We start from the raw sequence: 15,224 nt of genomic DNA, 5'->3' as shown, positions 1-15,224 counted from the left end.
AAATGACAAGAGTAGTACATAAATTCGGTGGCTCAAGCTTAAGCTCTGCGTCACGCTATCAAGCCGTTGCTCAAATAATACTTGGGCATTGTAAAAGTGGTGATTGTGTGGTGGTTTCTGCGGCGGGTAAAACCACAAACACGTTAGTGAAGCTTTGGCAAAGTTATCAACAGCAAGATCAACAAGCGTTTTCAGACGTATTGATTCAGTTGGAAAAGCACCAGAGTGAGCTGGTTGACGAGTTGTTCTCTGGCGATGTACACCGAGCACTCAAAGCGCAGCTAGACGCTGAGTTAGTTGCCATTACTCAATTAGCGCAACAATCAGAATTACAAGAATCTCCCTTACTAGCCCATGGTGAGCTATGGTCGGCTCGGTTATTAGCGCATTATCTAAATGAGCTTAAAGTAGCGGCACGCAGCATTGATGCCCGCCAATTGTTTACGTTGCATGATGCGCAATTGCTACATCAACAGAATAAAGCAACATGTTATGCCCAGTTGCAAGATGCAGTGGTCTATGTGGTTACCGGGTTTATTGCACAAGATTGTGATAAAAATACCGTCACATTAGGTCGTAATGGCAGTGACTATAGTGCTACGCTACTCGCCAGTTATATTGATGCCAGTGCCGTCTCAATCTGGACCGATACGCAGGGGGTGTATAGCACCGATCCACGTAAAGTGAGCAATGCGCTGAAATACCCAAAGGTGTGCCGTGCTCAAGCAAATTTATTGGCAAGACTAGGTAATCCAGTGCTGCATGCTAAGACACTCTCTCCTTTAAAGGGAAGCAACATCAAGCTACAAGTGCGCAGCAGTTATGAGCCTGAAGCGTCACCTACAGAAATAGTAAAAGAAGGGTATAGCAAAGCAAAACGCTTTATTACCACCTTTGAGAACCTTGATTTAGTGCGCGTAGAAAACTTAGCGAAGGGTGAAGTACGTACGTTAAGTCAGCTTATTCAGCACAGTATTCATCATTTTATTGTTAATGGTGAAGCGTATTTACTGTTGCCTGCAACATTCACGCATATTGTTGCACAGCAGCTCGCTGGGCGCATTAATATTGTAGAAAGCAACTTGCAAGGGTGTGCACTGGTTGCGTCTTCCTCAGAGCTCTCAGGGCTCAAGCAGCAAGCCGAGCAATTATTCCATGATCGTGAAGTGGTCGTTCGCTTTGCTCATCAAGACAGTGATTACGCTTTGTTCTTGACCGATCAGGCATTAGACAGTGATCTTTTGGCTGTATTGCACGATAAGCTTATCAATAAAGGTCGGGAGATTGCGGTAATTATTGCCGGCATTGGTAATGTCGGAGATGTATTTTTACAACAATGCGAGCAGCAAATTACCCGTTTGCAATCACAGTTTGATTTAAAGGTTGTTGGTTTACTGCGCTCAAAAGAGATGGTGTTTTCACCGAGCGGTATCGAGTTATCGGCATGGCAGACACAATGGAAAAATGAAGCGCAGAGTTACAACAGTAAGTCGCTTGTTGAACACATTTCAGAGTTAGATTATGAACATAAAGTGGTGATTGATATCACCGCAAGTGAAGCATTTAGTTTGCTGTATCCAGACTTTGTGGCCAGTGATTGTCATTTGATAAGCGCCAATAAATACGCAGGTACTGCCGACAGAGGTTGGTATCAATCATTACGAGAGCAGCAACGTGAGCGTAATTTGCATTGGCGTTATAACACCAGTGTTGGTGCAGGTTTACCAATCAATTTTGCATTGGCTGACTTACAAAATAGCGGTGATGTGATCACGTCAATTGAAGGGGTGTTTTCAGGTACTCTTTCTTGGTTATGTAGCAGTTTTACTGCAGATCAAAAGTTTTCTGACTTGGTGCTCGCTGCACAAGAGATGGGGTATACCGAACCAGACCCTAGAGAAGACTTATCAGGTAGAGATATGCAGCGAAAGTTGCTCATATTGGCGCGTGATTTAGGCTTAGAACTTGATGTTGATGATATTGCATTAGAGCCTTTAATGCCGGTGCATTTAGCTGAAGGTAGTTGGGATGATTTTTTAGCGAAACGTGATGAATTAGACACATTTTATGCTGTGAAATACCAACAAGCAGATGATGAAGGTAAATCGCTACGTTACACAGGGCAATTAATTATTAGCGATAGTGGTACAGTGACTGCAAAAGTTGGAATTGCTTTTGCTGAGGCAGGCTCGGCGATTGCGAATTTGACACCGGGTGACAACATTTTTGTGATCAAAAGCGTGTGGTATGAACAAAACCCGCTTGTTATCCAAGGGCCTGGTGCAGGTAAAGAAGTCACCGCCGCAGGTATTCACTCAGATTTGTATTGGCTCACTCAGCAACTCAAATAATATTTGATGGTCTCAATAAATTTAAAGGTGATGCACTAAAGTTCATCGCCTTTAGCATAGCAGGAGCACGCGTTGTTCATAATTTGCATGTTAAGAACAGGATAGCGCGTATCCTTAAATAACACATCGATTTAAAAATAAAACTTAAATACTATTTTTTTCGTGTTATTACCTACTAAATAATTGCTTAATATCAGCTCTTGGTCTAGCTTGTAAATTGTCAGTTAATGGATAACTGCAATTACCTATAAGGACATAGAAAATGAAACATAGCAAACTTCTTATTAATACATTTTGTTTTTTACTTTTTTTATTTACTCACGATAGCAAAGCTGCGATTAATGTGACTTGTAATCCGTGCTCTTCGGCAGTGCAAATGCACACCAAAGCGGTGAGTAAAGTGAAAGAGATGACTGAGTATGACAGTGTTAGCTCTGAGTATAATGTGCATGTTATTAGTATTAAAAATGGCTTAGTTAAGTCGTTTAGAGTGACGTCTAGACCAGAGTTAGATCGTCGCGGTGAATTAGTCACTGTGGTGACCGGTCGATATATCGCAACTTCTTCAGATTTGCAGAACAGAGTGAATCAAGCGCATACGTATTTCAATAGTATAGAGGCATCAACTACGGTGCCAGTCCCATCCTCTTCAGGGTTAGGGAGTGCATGGAGTTTGTCGCAAAATTTTAGTAACCACGATAAGTTAGATAGCTGGTATCAATCTGCTTATCCACTCACGTATTGGTCAGCACAATTAACATCAATTGTTGGGGGCTCGTTTATTGGTCCGTTAAACGGTCTTGAACTGAGGTTTAAGTTTGAAGATGGATCGATCTTGTTAATGACAGCTTCAACATTGGGAAGTGCTGTTTTAAAATTGAATTATAAAGCTAACAGCGCGCGCGATGCCAATGGCAATAGAATCCCCGATGCTGGTGCATCGATTCAAGGCCAGTATACATTTAGCAGTAGTGCGGCTTTAGAGCGCTTTTTAGATAAGGCTGCTGAATACGGTATTGCAGTTACGGTGGTGTACAGCGAAGGTTGGATGGGTGGTAGTGGCGGAGGAAGTGTGACCATAGTGCCCATTTCCCCAGAATAATATATAAGGTGTCACATGGAATTTTTAGAACTATTCAAGACAGGAGAACTACCGCCGATACTACTAGGCGGCATAGTATCCATAATAATAGCGTTGCCGTTTAATTTATTGATTGCGAAGTTAAAGGGTTTCAGGAAAAAGCCTGCAATAATTTCATCCTGTATTCCTATATTGAACATGTATGTATGTGTTGGTTATTTACTTGCTGCAATATTTTATCAAAGGCGAGATAGAAAAAGCCTATCTGAAGACGAGTAATGACAATAAGAAGCGCCATAAACAGGGCGCTTTTTTATATCGTGGGTCTATTTTCAGGGTAGAGCGTGGTATTTATAAAATATCGGTAAGCAGTATACCCACCCCAAATCGTTGAATGTCTGCGTTATAGTCAATCAAGCTTTCACCGTAGCCATTAAAGTATTGTGCGTAGCCGCGTAATTTTCCCCAGATAGGGAATGACCAGTCAATTTGTAGAGCGCCCCGATTGTCGCTGTTAAGGTTATTTCGCGCAGTAAAGCCAAATTCATGCTCTTTATATCTATACACCCCACTGAGCTCGAAGTAACCCATATATTTATGAATATCTGGATTGTCGTCTCCTTTGGCCGTAAGTACATCAGTTTTACGCTCTTCTGGCAGTCGATACCAAGGTTTGAAACTGAAGACAAAACCATTATTTTCCCATATGAAATTTGCATAAATACGGTTCCAAGAACGTGAGTTAGGTTGACTTCTGCCATTAGATTGGTGAGAGATACCTAACACTATCGCCATTTCATCACCCCAAAGGACATTTTCATCATCTAAGAAGTTAACCCAGAATAGTTCTGGCTCATAATTGGTTTCACGAAACGGTGAAGAGATATCTTTGTTATAAAGCTGCCAGTAAGATTGTAAAGTGAAGCCCATATAAATGGCCTGATCACTATCAGAAAAATCGCTATAAAGTGGTATTTTAAGAGACAGTTGATATTTCGCTTCAAAGTTATCAAGCGGCTCACCCGCTTCCGCATCAATATTCTTAAGACCATCGAAAGGGCGATTATTAGGGTTGCTTATGTAGGATACAGGCAAAATATAGTTACGGTGATGTGGTGTAAGTACATTACGGTTTTTTTCACCGACTCGCTCTCGCGCTACGCGCTTATCTAAAGAACTGAGCCGTTTTGCGGCATCCAGCTTAGCGCATCGAATCCTCAGTTGCTCAATTGTTTGCTTTTTATCGCCACCAATAATTTCATTCAGAATGCATTGCTTAACTAGATCAATCTCATCGTTGTTTGCAGGTGTCTCAGCGAGAGTTGTAAATGAAAGTCCTGAAAGTAAAGTACCAAAAACAAGTGAACGCAGTTCCATAGTGTATTGTTTCATAGAATATTATTGAAGTGACAATTATACACCGCTTTATATTAAATGAGGATGAATAACTGCTGTTTAGGTTTGGGGTCAAGTATGCGAGTTAGCGGATCTGAATGGAAAAAGGTTGGCGGCATCGCCGCCATTCCTTAGTAAGCAGGTTGATACCAGCTTACTCTCACGCAATATTGTGATTGAGTTATAGCTCAAAGTAATTAGTAAAGAACTTATACAACTCAGTTCCTTGGTTGACGCTTGCAGACGCAAAATGCAGGATAGCAATGGCATCTTTATCTAAAGTGATGCTGTGCAAAGGTTGCTCCGACAGGTAACGCTCCATGCGCAAAATATGAGCGATTGTGTCACCTGCTTTTATATGGCTGCCCAGTACCGCTGTGTATTCAACCATGCCACCCATTGGTGCATAGTAGGCTAGGTAATCTTGCAGCATACAACCGTAGCGGACCATTGCTTGTGGTTTAAATGGCGAGTTTAGCAACACCTCTTTATAGCTTAAGTAGCTGAGTAGACTTGCTGCATCTGCTTTGGCTTCGGTTAAGTCAATTTTTTCTTGGGAGCCAAGTTCAACAGTGAATGCTTCAACTAAAACAGGTATATCTCGCCCCTGTTTTTTATAGGCTTCACTCAATGCCCACCACGGACAAAAACTGGCTTCATCAAGTGCACCATCAAAGTCGTTGGGAATGAGCAGCACATGGGGAATATTAAAGTAACTGGCACTCGCCTTGGCATATTCTGGGCAATATAGATGTTTAGATGAAATAGGGCCAGTGTGTAAGTCCAGTACAATGTCGGCTTCATGGGCTAAGCGTTGTAGGTTTAAAGCTATGCGTTTACCGGTATTTATACTGTATGCTGGCCCATCAAGCATAGCTTGTGTCGCTTGTACTAAAGCTGCTGAGAACTGGTTTTTAATTTCGCTTAAGGAGCTGTCGAGATGTTCAGCAACAAAGGTATCCACTAATGGTAGATGGCTTTGATACATGCGATTCCAATTGGTGCCTGTAATTGGGTCAAAGCGGCCTAGCGTAAATTCCCCAGACTTTTGGTTACATCCAATAGGGTTGGCGTAAGGGACTAACGTAATATCACCAGCCAATGTCTGTTGTTGCAACTGTTCTAGTAATTGATAAATAACGGCATTGCCTTGCACTTCTGCACCATGCATATTGGCCTGAATATAGACGCGTGGGCCGGTGCCATTGCCTTTTAAACGATACACAGGAATCGTTAATGGTAACCCGTTTGCTATTTCACCCACTTGAATATTTTCTTGCTTAATTGGGGTCATATTGGCTCCTTATCTTAAATAATCACTGGCATGCTGCATAGCTCTGACGTGGCATATTTTGCCGTGCTCAATCACATACTCAGCTGGTAATTCATGACATAAAAAGTAGGGCATACTTTCTGTAAAGCCATACGCGCCGCATTGGCTGAATACCAACCAGTCTTGCTCGTGTATATCTTTAGGTAACGTGTGATAGCCTAAATTATCTAAGGCTGTGCATAACGGGCCATGGAGCACATAGCTGCGAGATGCCGCGCTTGAATTACGTAGTAGTTCACAAGGGAATGCTTGGTTGGTCACTGCTGGACGCAACAGGTGATTAATACCACCCGACATAATAAGTTGGTGCTCATCATAGTTTTGTTTTTGTTCGACGACAGGGTTGGCATAATGACCAAACTCTCCCACAGCGTATCGGCCAAGCTCCATCCACAGCTCTGTTGCGCCAGCTGATGCCTTAATTTGTGCGAGTGCGTCAATCAAAGTTGGCCAAGTTAACTGAGCATCGTTTTCAGAGTAAGGGATCCCTAAGCCACCGCCTAAGTCTAATATGTCTAATTTGAAGCCCAAGTTATCGGCCAGAGCTTTTAGTGGCGGCACCATTTGCGTCCAAAGTTGCGCGAGCTTCTCTGTACTTAACATGTTGCCCCATTGGAAAATGTGCAGACCAACAAAATTCAGGGCTTGGTATTTACTTATTTGCAACGAGTGCCATTGTTCAACGCCTAATCCAAAAGGCGTTAGACTATCACCACCAAGTGGGTTTTTCTCACCTTCAGGCCAGCGCAACTGTACTCTAAGTAAAATACGCAGTTGAATATTTAAGTCTTCAGCAGCATCATTAAGCCACTTAACTTGATTATGGCTTTCTGCCACAAAGGTACGTACACCTTGTGACAGAAAGTGCTGGATCTGCCTTTTTGATTTGGCAGGTCCAGTATTGAGCACTCGGCTGGCATCGATACCTTGACGTAAAACTTGGTCAAGTTCACCGTTACTGGCCACATCAAAATCAAACCCCGCTTTATCTAAGGTTTGGATCACGTTAGATAAAGGATTAGCTTTAACTGCGTACCATAGCTTCACAACAGATTGCTCTGTGAGTGGTTTTAGGTGTGACAGTAAGCCATCTAAGTCATAAACAAAAAACGGAGTATGTTCTTGTTTAGTCAATTCAGTAATAGTTTGACGTAATGGTGTGCTCAAAAAAGTCATTATCGTAATACCTCTTCTAATTCTAAAGAAGCATCGCTTTGTTCATCACGATATTTGACGATAAGTGCACACGACATATTCAAGCCTTGCTCACGGCCCCACTTACTTGACGATGGTCGAGAGCCTGGAATAACAATGGCATTTTCTGGAATAGCTTCGCCTTTGTCTAGTTGACGCTCGTTGATGCAGTCATAGACAGGGATCGTCGCTGATAAACGTACGCCGGGTGCCAAAACGGCCCCTTTTTTTACCACAACACCTTCAACAATCACACAGCCTGCACCGATAAATGCGTCGTCTTCAATAACGACAGGGCTTGCACCGATAGGCTCAAGTACACCACCAAGTTGGACTGCGGCACTTAAATGTACATTTTTACCTACTTGAGCACATGATCCTACTAATGCGTGGCTATCGACCATAGTACCTTCACCTATATAGGCACCGATATTCACATATGCAGGTGGCATGATAATGGTACCCGATGCAACATGCGCACCACGGCGAACACTACTGCCACCAGGGACCATACGAACGCCTGCTTCAGCTGCAAACCCTTGTGGCGCTAAATTATGTTTATCAACAAAACCACCCGGGAATTCAATATTATTGCCATTTTTAAAAGCTTCTAAAATACCTTGCTTTACTTCGATATTAGCGTGCCAGTTGCCTTGTTCGTCTTGTGTCGCAGCACGTACACTGCCATTTTCTAAATTGTTTAATAGTTCTAACCAGCTCATAATAACTGCCTTAATTCCAAGATAAAATTGTGGTGTTTGCACGGTCAATTGCCTGAGTACACGGCAACTCTAGGTGCGTTAATGGAGGACGTAAATTAGGGGTACTAAGTTTGCCCTGTACATGCATTAATACTTTGACTGGAATGGGATTAGCCACTGAAAATAGGCTATCAACAGCATCAGTCCAAGTTGTAAACAAGTTAGGAAAAGTCCCCGCTAACGAGCGACGAACAAACTCAGCGGTTTGCTTTGGCCAGGCATTTGCGGCCACGGATACGAGTCCAGCAGCTCCGGCTTGAGCAAAATATGGCATGAGGCCGTCATCGCCACTAAAAATAGCGAGAGTTGGATTGGCTTTTCTGAAAGCTTCAAACACTCCAATATCACCGCTGGCCTCTTTGAGTGCCCATAAATTTTTATGGTGGGCTAGATTTTTGAGCACTTGGGGTGTGATGGATACCCCACTGCGTCCAGGTACGTTGTATAACATACAAGGTAAGTCAGTGGCGCTCAGCAGGGTGTCAAACCATTGTGTTTGGCCGACTACCCCAGGTTTTGTGTATAACGGAGAGCCAAGCAACAGTGCATGAATCGGCTGGGTATTACAAAACGCCACCCATTCAGATTGATCTTGCAAGTTCATGCCGCCCACAGCCACCATAATAGGGACGTCTAATTGCATGTTGCAAACAGTCTCGACAATGCACTTATGCTCAGCAGAGCTTAAGGCCAGCCCTTCACCAGTACTGCCAAGCAGGAGAATACCGTTATTTGCTTGCGCTTGTTCATTCACAAGCGAATGTAAAGTGTTATAGTCAACTTGGTTATTCGCATCAAAAGGCGTAACTAAGGCTGTCCACAACGGATAGTTGGATAAATCGTATCGTGATTTCATCTCTACCGAACTTATATCTTGTTCGGGGTCTGGAGTGAGTCCAAACTTCGAACAGTTAAAATTCGAAGAGCAATGGACTTAAAAATGACAAGGCGAGTGGCCTTATTATTTTAAGACCAGAAGCTCTCCACCAAACATATGTGCGTTGTTAATATGATTAACGCTGCAATTGGTGACAGTCGCTGGGATTCAACCCAGTCGCCCGAAATGTATACTGAGCAAATAGTATATATTTCTCGGCGTTAATTCCCCTCCTTGTGTGTCATGGGAGTTTGCTCTCCTCAACACAAGTACCTGAATAACGCACCTCTTCCAGCCCTAGGCCAACATATTACTCGGTGAGTTTACATTGACCCTCAAATAGGGTGAGCACGCATTGAAACACTTTAGCCATCTAGGTGTCAAGTGAGGTTATGTTAGTTTTCAATTTTTACACTACACTTTATGGCAAATAGGATGGATAAGTTAATATGCGTAATATCATTAAGTCTATGCGCAGCCGTTATTTTATCGCAGTGTTGGTAATGGGGGTATTAGTCACATTGGCGGCTGCAGCGATGCAATACCTTTTACAGCAAAAACAAGAAGATGCGGAGCTTATTAATCGTGCAGGTATGCAGCGTATGTTGGCACAGAAAATAGCGTTACACGTCAATCAAATTGTTTTTTATAAAAAAGAGCAAAAGCTCACTCAGATACTTTTTACAGAGTTGGATAAAAGTGTGCGCGTATTTTCGGCCAATCACCAGATGATCCTAGGTGAAAAAGAGGGGGAATATGTATTTTTGTCTGAAGCGTTAATGACATTGTATTTTGATGCGCCGGCTAATTTGAATAAACGGAGCCTAGACTTTTTAGCGTTATATGACTCTAAAACCTTCAATGCAGAAGTGGCTATTAAGATGGCCAATGAAGCACAGGTATTACTATTTTATCAACAACAAGCTGTGCAACTTTTTGAACAAGGTGCTAATCGTAAAGTGGCATTAACACGTTTGTTTGAATTTGTATTCTGGGTTAGTGCAATCGTTGTGCTTTGGTTAGAAGTGGTATTTATCTTTAAACCAATGGAGAAAAAGGTAAGGGATACAATCGACTCTCTTGAACTTCAAAAACAAGAAACGCAGCATGCCTTAACCATGAAAACGCACTTTCTTGCTCGTGCAAGTCATGAGTTAAGAACGCCTTTACAAGCTATTTTGGGTTTTTTAAACCTATACCGCCAAGATGGGGCGCAATCACAGCTGACACAAGTAGAGGTGTCGGCGAAGCAATTAGTTAACCAATTGAATGCAATTCAAGAGTTTAGTCGTTGGGAGCAAGGAGATATTCAGGTGTCGGTGGTGCCAGATGATCTTACTCAAACGCTAATGCAGGCGATTTCACCCCATGAATATGAAGCACAGCGGAAAAAGATAGCATTAGAGACCGAGTTTTCATTTTCTACATCATTGGTTATTGCCTGTGATCATGAACACCTGGCGTGGATCATTGGCCAATTAGTTGATAATGCGATTAAATTCACCGAGCAAGGCAGTGTATTAATCGAGGTGTATTTAGATGAAACTCAGACTTACTTGCAGATCGCCGTAAAAGATACCGGATGTGGTTTCTCTGGTGTTTCGCCGCTTTCAAGCAATATGACAGAGACACACTTTCAAGGTTTACAACTAGGCTTGGTAAGGTGTAAATGGTTGTTAGATGCTATGGGCGGAGACATAGAATTTGAAAAGGGGCTATCTAGCGGTACCGTGGTACGGGTAAAAACCCCTATTTATCTCGTGCAAAGCCGACGAGAACAACATTGTCAACTACGGCCTTTAACTGGTTTGTTAGTGGAAGATAACCCATTAAATGCAAAGATAATTAAAAAAGTACTAGAGACATTTTCAATTACCGTGAAGCATGTTGAGCATGGATTGGCAGCTGTCGATGATTTGAGTACTCATCATTATGATGTGATTTTTATGGATTTAAATATGCCGGTGATGGATGGCTTTCAGGCTATTGAATATATTCGACAAACACTGGGCTTATCTGAACCCATCATTGTTGTGACCGCAAATAGTGAACCAGTAGAATTAAATCGGGCAAAAGCGCTGGGTGCTGACGTGACCATTTTGAAACCATTAAGGAAAGAGTCAGTACGCACAGCGCTTGAACATGTTGGACTAATTCAATGACGTACTTTAATATTTCCAACCCCAACTTCAACCTCTAGGTTATATGCGCCTTTACCGTGATATATGGTCTCAGAGTGAATCACTTTTTTGTGATGTTGAGCTTTGTTGACTAACCCAATTAAGCTGGTGTTGCCTACAGCAGACTCTAAAGATACAGAGTTAAAATCAGATACGTTGGTATCAATGCGTACCTTGCCCACGCCAACCTCAACCTCAGCGGAATTGCTAAGATCTGCAATATCAACATTGCCTACGCCTATTTCGATATCTAAGCGAAAGGTAGTTGGTACTTTTACGTGCCAATGTTGTTGCAAGTTTTCCTCATCAATTGACAGTGACAATTTATTCTGGTTGCGTTGGCTTTTTAATTTTATATCAGATAGGTTGTTGGTGTGTGGGTACCAATTGCCGTGTTGTTGCGATTTTAAAACAACTGATACTTCAATCTGCTCACCATCATAGGCGATCATTTCTAAGTTACCGGCTGGTACGTCAATTTCCAGCACTTGGCTGTCTTCAATTGCAAAAGACTGTTTAATGATATGATTGTCAGCGGCGCTTGCCGTGTTGATGGCTGCTAAAAGCACTAAAAGTAAAATCGCCTTCATGTTCTAAACCCCAATTCATGCATTTATAAGGTGTGACGTGAAATAAGCTGAAAAGGTTTAAATCAAAAGTTGGAGGCAGGCGCTTCACTATGCCAAATGTGGGAGCGTTCAGTACATTTGGCATAATAAAAGCGTGAGTCTTATTTTACTGAAATATTGGTAATGGTAAAACCGTGTTGTTGTAATTGCGCTATTAGGCCGTGTTTTTCTGGCAGGTGTAGGGCACCGACTGCGATAAATAAAGATTGTTTTGTCAGTTGCTTAGTTAACATATTTACCCAATTATTATTACGTTCAATGAGCATGACTTGCTCACTAAACCTGCCATAAGTACTGTCGTCAAAGCTTAAATTGTAGTATTTACTGAGTGTGGCCATATCACCTTGCTTCCAAGCTCGGATCAAATCTAAAAAGTAGTGCTCTATATCACCCATTTGTTTGAATGTTTCGGTTAACATATTGTCACCTTGTGCACTTAAGCGCTTAAACATGGCTAATTGCTGTTCTAGTGTCTCTAATTCAAGGATGGGTTTTTGTTTCATATTTGCATAGTTAAGCACCTGCTTATCAATGCCAAAATCATCTTTGAACCCTAATTTCTGGTATTCCATTTGTAATACTGTAACCATAACTGCCCAAGGTGCATATTGATTAAATACTGCAATATCGATTTCTTTTTCGGCTAGATACGTTTTTAATTGGGCATAATTTTTTTTACTTAGTTGATTCTTTAAGTTGTTAGGTGGGGTGAGTAGCATAAATGGTGCTGAGCGACGTTGTATTTCAAGGGGTGATAAGTTGTTAATATTGACTTCAACAATGACAGCACTGCTGGCATCAATCGCTGTAGTGACCATTTGATTAAGTCCCTTCATTGATTCATCACCCACATGTACAGTGCCCAATAAATAGGATGTGATCCCTGACTTTTCGATTTTGTATAACGCAGGTGTTGTATGCCCGTTGTGGCTAAATAGAAATAAAAAACCGATGATGAAAATGACGATAAGGCGAGCAGTGTAGGTTGCCATGGTATTCCCTAGAATAGATTGTGATGTATCATCATAATCAAAATACTGAGTAGATCATAAAAGTTTCATATGATTTTTTTACAGGATGAAATGTGTTGTAAATAAAATATGAATACGTCAAAACAAAAAGAAATTGTAAAATTAAGGTTTTTTTATTTGAAAGGTTGCTTTTTGTGGATTAAAAAACCTTTGCAAAGTGTTTTTTATTGATATTAAGCATTGTTTTTATGGTTGACTTGGGTTGGGCTTCGGGTTACTAATAGAAAAAGAACAAGGCAAGTCGAGAAACAGCGATTTGTCGTTACGTAAATAATTTAATTTGGTGATATTCAGTATGCTAACAAAAGTACTAACTCTAGTCGTGATTATAAACGTGGTAATTATTATTACCGCGGGGGCGAGTTAGTGCTTTAAAAAGCATCAACGAGAAGCCCCCCGCACTGAAAAGTTCGGGGGGCTTCTTGGTTTTAGGGCTAAATTTCTTAGTAATAATTTGAACGATTGGGAATGGGGAAAATAATGACAGGCGCACAATTACTTATCGACTTACTTGCCAAACACGGCGTTCAAGAAGTCTTTGGTTATCCCGGAGGGGCAATTATGCCCATCTACGACGCCCTTTATGGTGCGCCTGTGAAGCATTATTTGACGCGTCATGAGCAAGGTGCAGGTTTTGCGGCGGTTGGTTATGCACGTAGTACAGGGAAACTGGGAGTGTGTTTTGCAACATCTGGGCCTGGTGCCACCAATTTGATCACTGCATTGGCAGATGCAATGATGGATTCTGTACCTTTGCTTGCAATCACAGGCCAAGTGCCGACCGCAGCTATTGGCTCTGATGCTTTTCAAGAGATTGATGTTTTAGGTATGTCTTTATCATGCACGAAGCATAGTTATATGGTTGAGCGAGCCGAAGATTTAGCCGAAGTGCTACAAGAGGCTATGCACTTAGCCATGTCTGGTCGTCCGGGCCCAGTACTGGTGGATATTCCCAAAGATATCCAGCTTGCCTCGGCCCCCTTTCAGCCTTGGCTTGCAATGGAGGAGAAGTTACCAGAATTACTCAATAGTGAAGTACAAAAAGCGGAATTATTACTGTCTGAAGCTAAGCGTCCTATCGCCTATGTGGGTGGGGGTGTGCAAAGTGCTGGCGCGCAAGCTGAGTTGATGCAGTTTTTGAATAAAACTCAGATGCCAGCAGTCTCGACATTAAAGGCACTAGGAAGCGTTTTGCCTGAATATGAATACGATTTAGGTATGTTAGGTATGCATGGTGGTCAAGCCGCTAATATTGCGGTGCAAGAATGTGATTTGCTTGTATGTATCGGCGCGCGCTTTGACGATAGAGTGACCGGAAATCTAGCAAAATTTGCCGCTAAGGCAAAAGTTATTCACTTGGATATAGACCCAGCGGAAGTGGGTAAACGTAAGCCGGTAGCCGCTTCTTTGATAGCGGATCTTAAAACCTCGATACCGGCACTTGGGTGCTTTGTCACTGATGAAGCATGGTTGAGGACAATAATACAGCTAAAACAGCAACATGCTTGGCGTTATGATTACCCTGGTGAAAAAGTGTTTGCGCCGTATTTACTGAAAGAGCTCAGTAAGAAAATGCCAACTGATGGGGTGGTATGTTGTGACGTGGGTCAGCATCAAATGTGGGTTGCACAACATATGACGTTCAGTCACCCAAGTAATCACCTTAGCAGTGGTGGTGCTGGCACTATGGGCTTTGGCTTACCTGCGGCAATAGGTGCACAAATAGCGCGTCCACAGAATATGGTTGTGACCGTATCGGGTGATGGTTCTATCATGATGAACATTCAGGAACTTGCGACCATAAGACGCAATAATTTACCAGTGAAAATCGTTATCTTAGATAACCAACGTTTGGGAATGGTACGTCAGTGGCAGCAACTCTTTTTTGAAGGGCGTTACAGTGAGACTAATTTATCTGATAACCCTGATTTTGTGCAATTAGCGGCTGTATTTGGTATTCCAGGTCAAACAATTACTCATGCAGGTGAAGTGGATAGTGCGATAGATGCGTTAGTTAATTCAACAGGGCCCTATATTGTACATGCATGTATAGACGATAAAGAAAATGTTTGGCCTTTGGTACCACCAGGGGCTGCTAATGATGAAATGATGACGGAGAAAGCGCAATGAAACATCAACTAACAATCTCAGTTAAAAATCAAGGCATTGCTGTCGAGCGTTTTCTTCGAGTTGCACGTCACAGAGGGTTTCGTTTGACTCAGTTAGAGATGGAGGGCCATGACGAGTTATTTCACGTCAAAATGACAGTCGACAGTGATAAGCCGATCTATCTATTAACATCACAACTGAGTAAGCTGGTTGAAGTGCATACGGTTGATTTGCACTCATTACAGCAACAGGCAATTTAAAATTAATTATTAAGAAAAGAACA

Annotated in this window: 13 protein-coding genes and 1 riboswitch; of the genes, 6 read left to right on the top strand and 7 right to left on the bottom strand. The window is 42.1% G+C overall.

The genetic code is table 11. From position 1 onward, the window contains the following. Positions 1-2: 2 nt before the first annotated feature. The 3 genes from metL (at position 3) to PAUR_RS17100 (ending at position 3,711) form a co-directional block, all read left to right on the top strand. Positions 3-2,351 (top strand): bifunctional aspartate kinase/homoserine dehydrogenase II, encoded by a 2,349-nt coding sequence (metL, locus tag PAUR_RS17110; protein WP_192508944.1) that lies wholly within the window; start codon positions 3-5, stop codon positions 2,349-2,351. A 262-nt stretch (positions 2,352-2,613) separates the two neighbouring features. Further along, complete coding sequence (locus PAUR_RS17105) at positions 2,614-3,453, top strand: hypothetical protein (RefSeq protein ID WP_192508943.1); 840 nt, start codon at positions 2,614-2,616, stop codon at positions 3,451-3,453. Positions 3,454-3,468: 15 nt separating this feature from the next. Next, positions 3,469-3,711 (top strand): hypothetical protein, encoded by a 243-nt coding sequence (locus tag PAUR_RS17100; protein ID WP_192508942.1) that lies wholly within the window; start codon positions 3,469-3,471, stop codon positions 3,709-3,711. Positions 3,712-3,783: 72 nt separating this feature from the next. Here PAUR_RS17100 and PAUR_RS17095 read toward each other — a convergent pair whose 3' ends face one another. The 5 genes from PAUR_RS17095 to dapA all read right to left on the bottom strand — a co-directional run bounded on the left by PAUR_RS17095 (position 3,784) and on the right by dapA (position 8,971). Continuing rightward, positions 3,784-4,809, bottom strand: a complete 1,026-nt coding sequence (locus tag PAUR_RS17095) for a phospholipase A (RefSeq protein WP_192508980.1) — start codon at positions 4,807-4,809, stop codon at positions 3,784-3,786. 199 nt (positions 4,810-5,008) lie between these two features. Beyond that, a complete protein-coding gene (locus PAUR_RS17090) occupies positions 5,009-6,121 on the bottom strand; it encodes a succinylglutamate desuccinylase/aspartoacylase family protein (protein WP_192508941.1) in 1,113 nt (370 codons plus the stop codon). A 9-nt stretch (positions 6,122-6,130) separates the two neighbouring features. After that, positions 6,131-7,336, bottom strand: a complete 1,206-nt coding sequence (locus PAUR_RS17085) for a PLP-dependent decarboxylase (protein ID WP_192508940.1) — start codon at positions 7,334-7,336, stop codon at positions 6,131-6,133. Continuing rightward, complete coding sequence (locus PAUR_RS17080) at positions 7,336-8,076, bottom strand: 2,3,4,5-tetrahydropyridine-2,6-dicarboxylate N-succinyltransferase (protein ID WP_192508939.1); 741 nt, start codon at positions 8,074-8,076, stop codon at positions 7,336-7,338. Before PAUR_RS17080 ends, PAUR_RS17085 begins: the two co-directional genes overlap by 1 nt. A gap of 10 nt (positions 8,077-8,086) precedes the next feature. Continuing rightward, positions 8,087-8,971, bottom strand: coding sequence for a 4-hydroxy-tetrahydrodipicolinate synthase (dapA, locus tag PAUR_RS17075; RefSeq protein ID WP_192508938.1), 885 nt, complete (start codon positions 8,969-8,971; stop codon positions 8,087-8,089). A 112-nt stretch (positions 8,972-9,083) separates the two neighbouring features. Next, a riboswitch (Lysine riboswitch) is annotated at positions 9,084-9,291 on the bottom strand. A 150-nt stretch (positions 9,292-9,441) separates the two neighbouring features. Here dapA and PAUR_RS17070 point away from each other — a divergent pair. Next, entirely contained in the window at positions 9,442-11,154 is a 1,713-nt protein-coding gene (locus PAUR_RS17070; protein ID WP_192508937.1) for a response regulator, read from the top strand. Here the strand turns inward: PAUR_RS17070 and PAUR_RS17065 are convergent. Both PAUR_RS17065 and PAUR_RS17060 read right to left on the bottom strand, forming a co-directional pair. Beyond that, the gene (locus PAUR_RS17065) at positions 11,148-11,762 is read right to left on the bottom strand and encodes a hypothetical protein (RefSeq protein ID WP_192508936.1); all 615 of its coding nucleotides are present in this window, start codon (positions 11,760-11,762) and stop codon (positions 11,148-11,150) included. The two genes, PAUR_RS17070 and PAUR_RS17065, sit on opposite strands and share 7 nt — an antisense overlap. Positions 11,763-11,902: 140 nt before the next feature. Beyond that, entirely contained in the window at positions 11,903-12,793 is an 891-nt protein-coding gene (locus tag PAUR_RS17060) for a TraB/GumN family protein (protein ID WP_192508935.1), read from the bottom strand. A 519-nt stretch (positions 12,794-13,312) separates the two neighbouring features. Here PAUR_RS17060 and ilvG point away from each other — a divergent pair. Further along, positions 13,313-14,962: an acetolactate synthase 2 catalytic subunit gene (gene ilvG, locus PAUR_RS17055; RefSeq protein WP_192508934.1), complete on the top strand. Its 1,650-nt coding sequence runs from the start codon at positions 13,313-13,315 to the stop codon at positions 14,960-14,962. Then, the gene (gene ilvM, locus PAUR_RS17050; RefSeq protein ID WP_192508933.1) at positions 14,959-15,201 is read left to right on the top strand and encodes an acetolactate synthase 2 small subunit; all 243 of its coding nucleotides are present in this window, start codon (positions 14,959-14,961) and stop codon (positions 15,199-15,201) included. Before ilvG ends, ilvM begins: the two co-directional genes overlap by 4 nt. The last annotated feature ends 23 nt before the right edge of the window (positions 15,202-15,224 follow it).

It is taken from the genome of Pseudoalteromonas aurantia 208 (assembly GCF_014858725.1).
In the GTDB taxonomy this organism is placed as follows: domain Bacteria; phylum Pseudomonadota; class Gammaproteobacteria; order Enterobacterales; family Alteromonadaceae; genus Pseudoalteromonas; species Pseudoalteromonas aurantia.
Note: the sequence above shows the minus strand (reverse complement) of the source record. Positions and strands in the feature narration are given on the sequence as shown.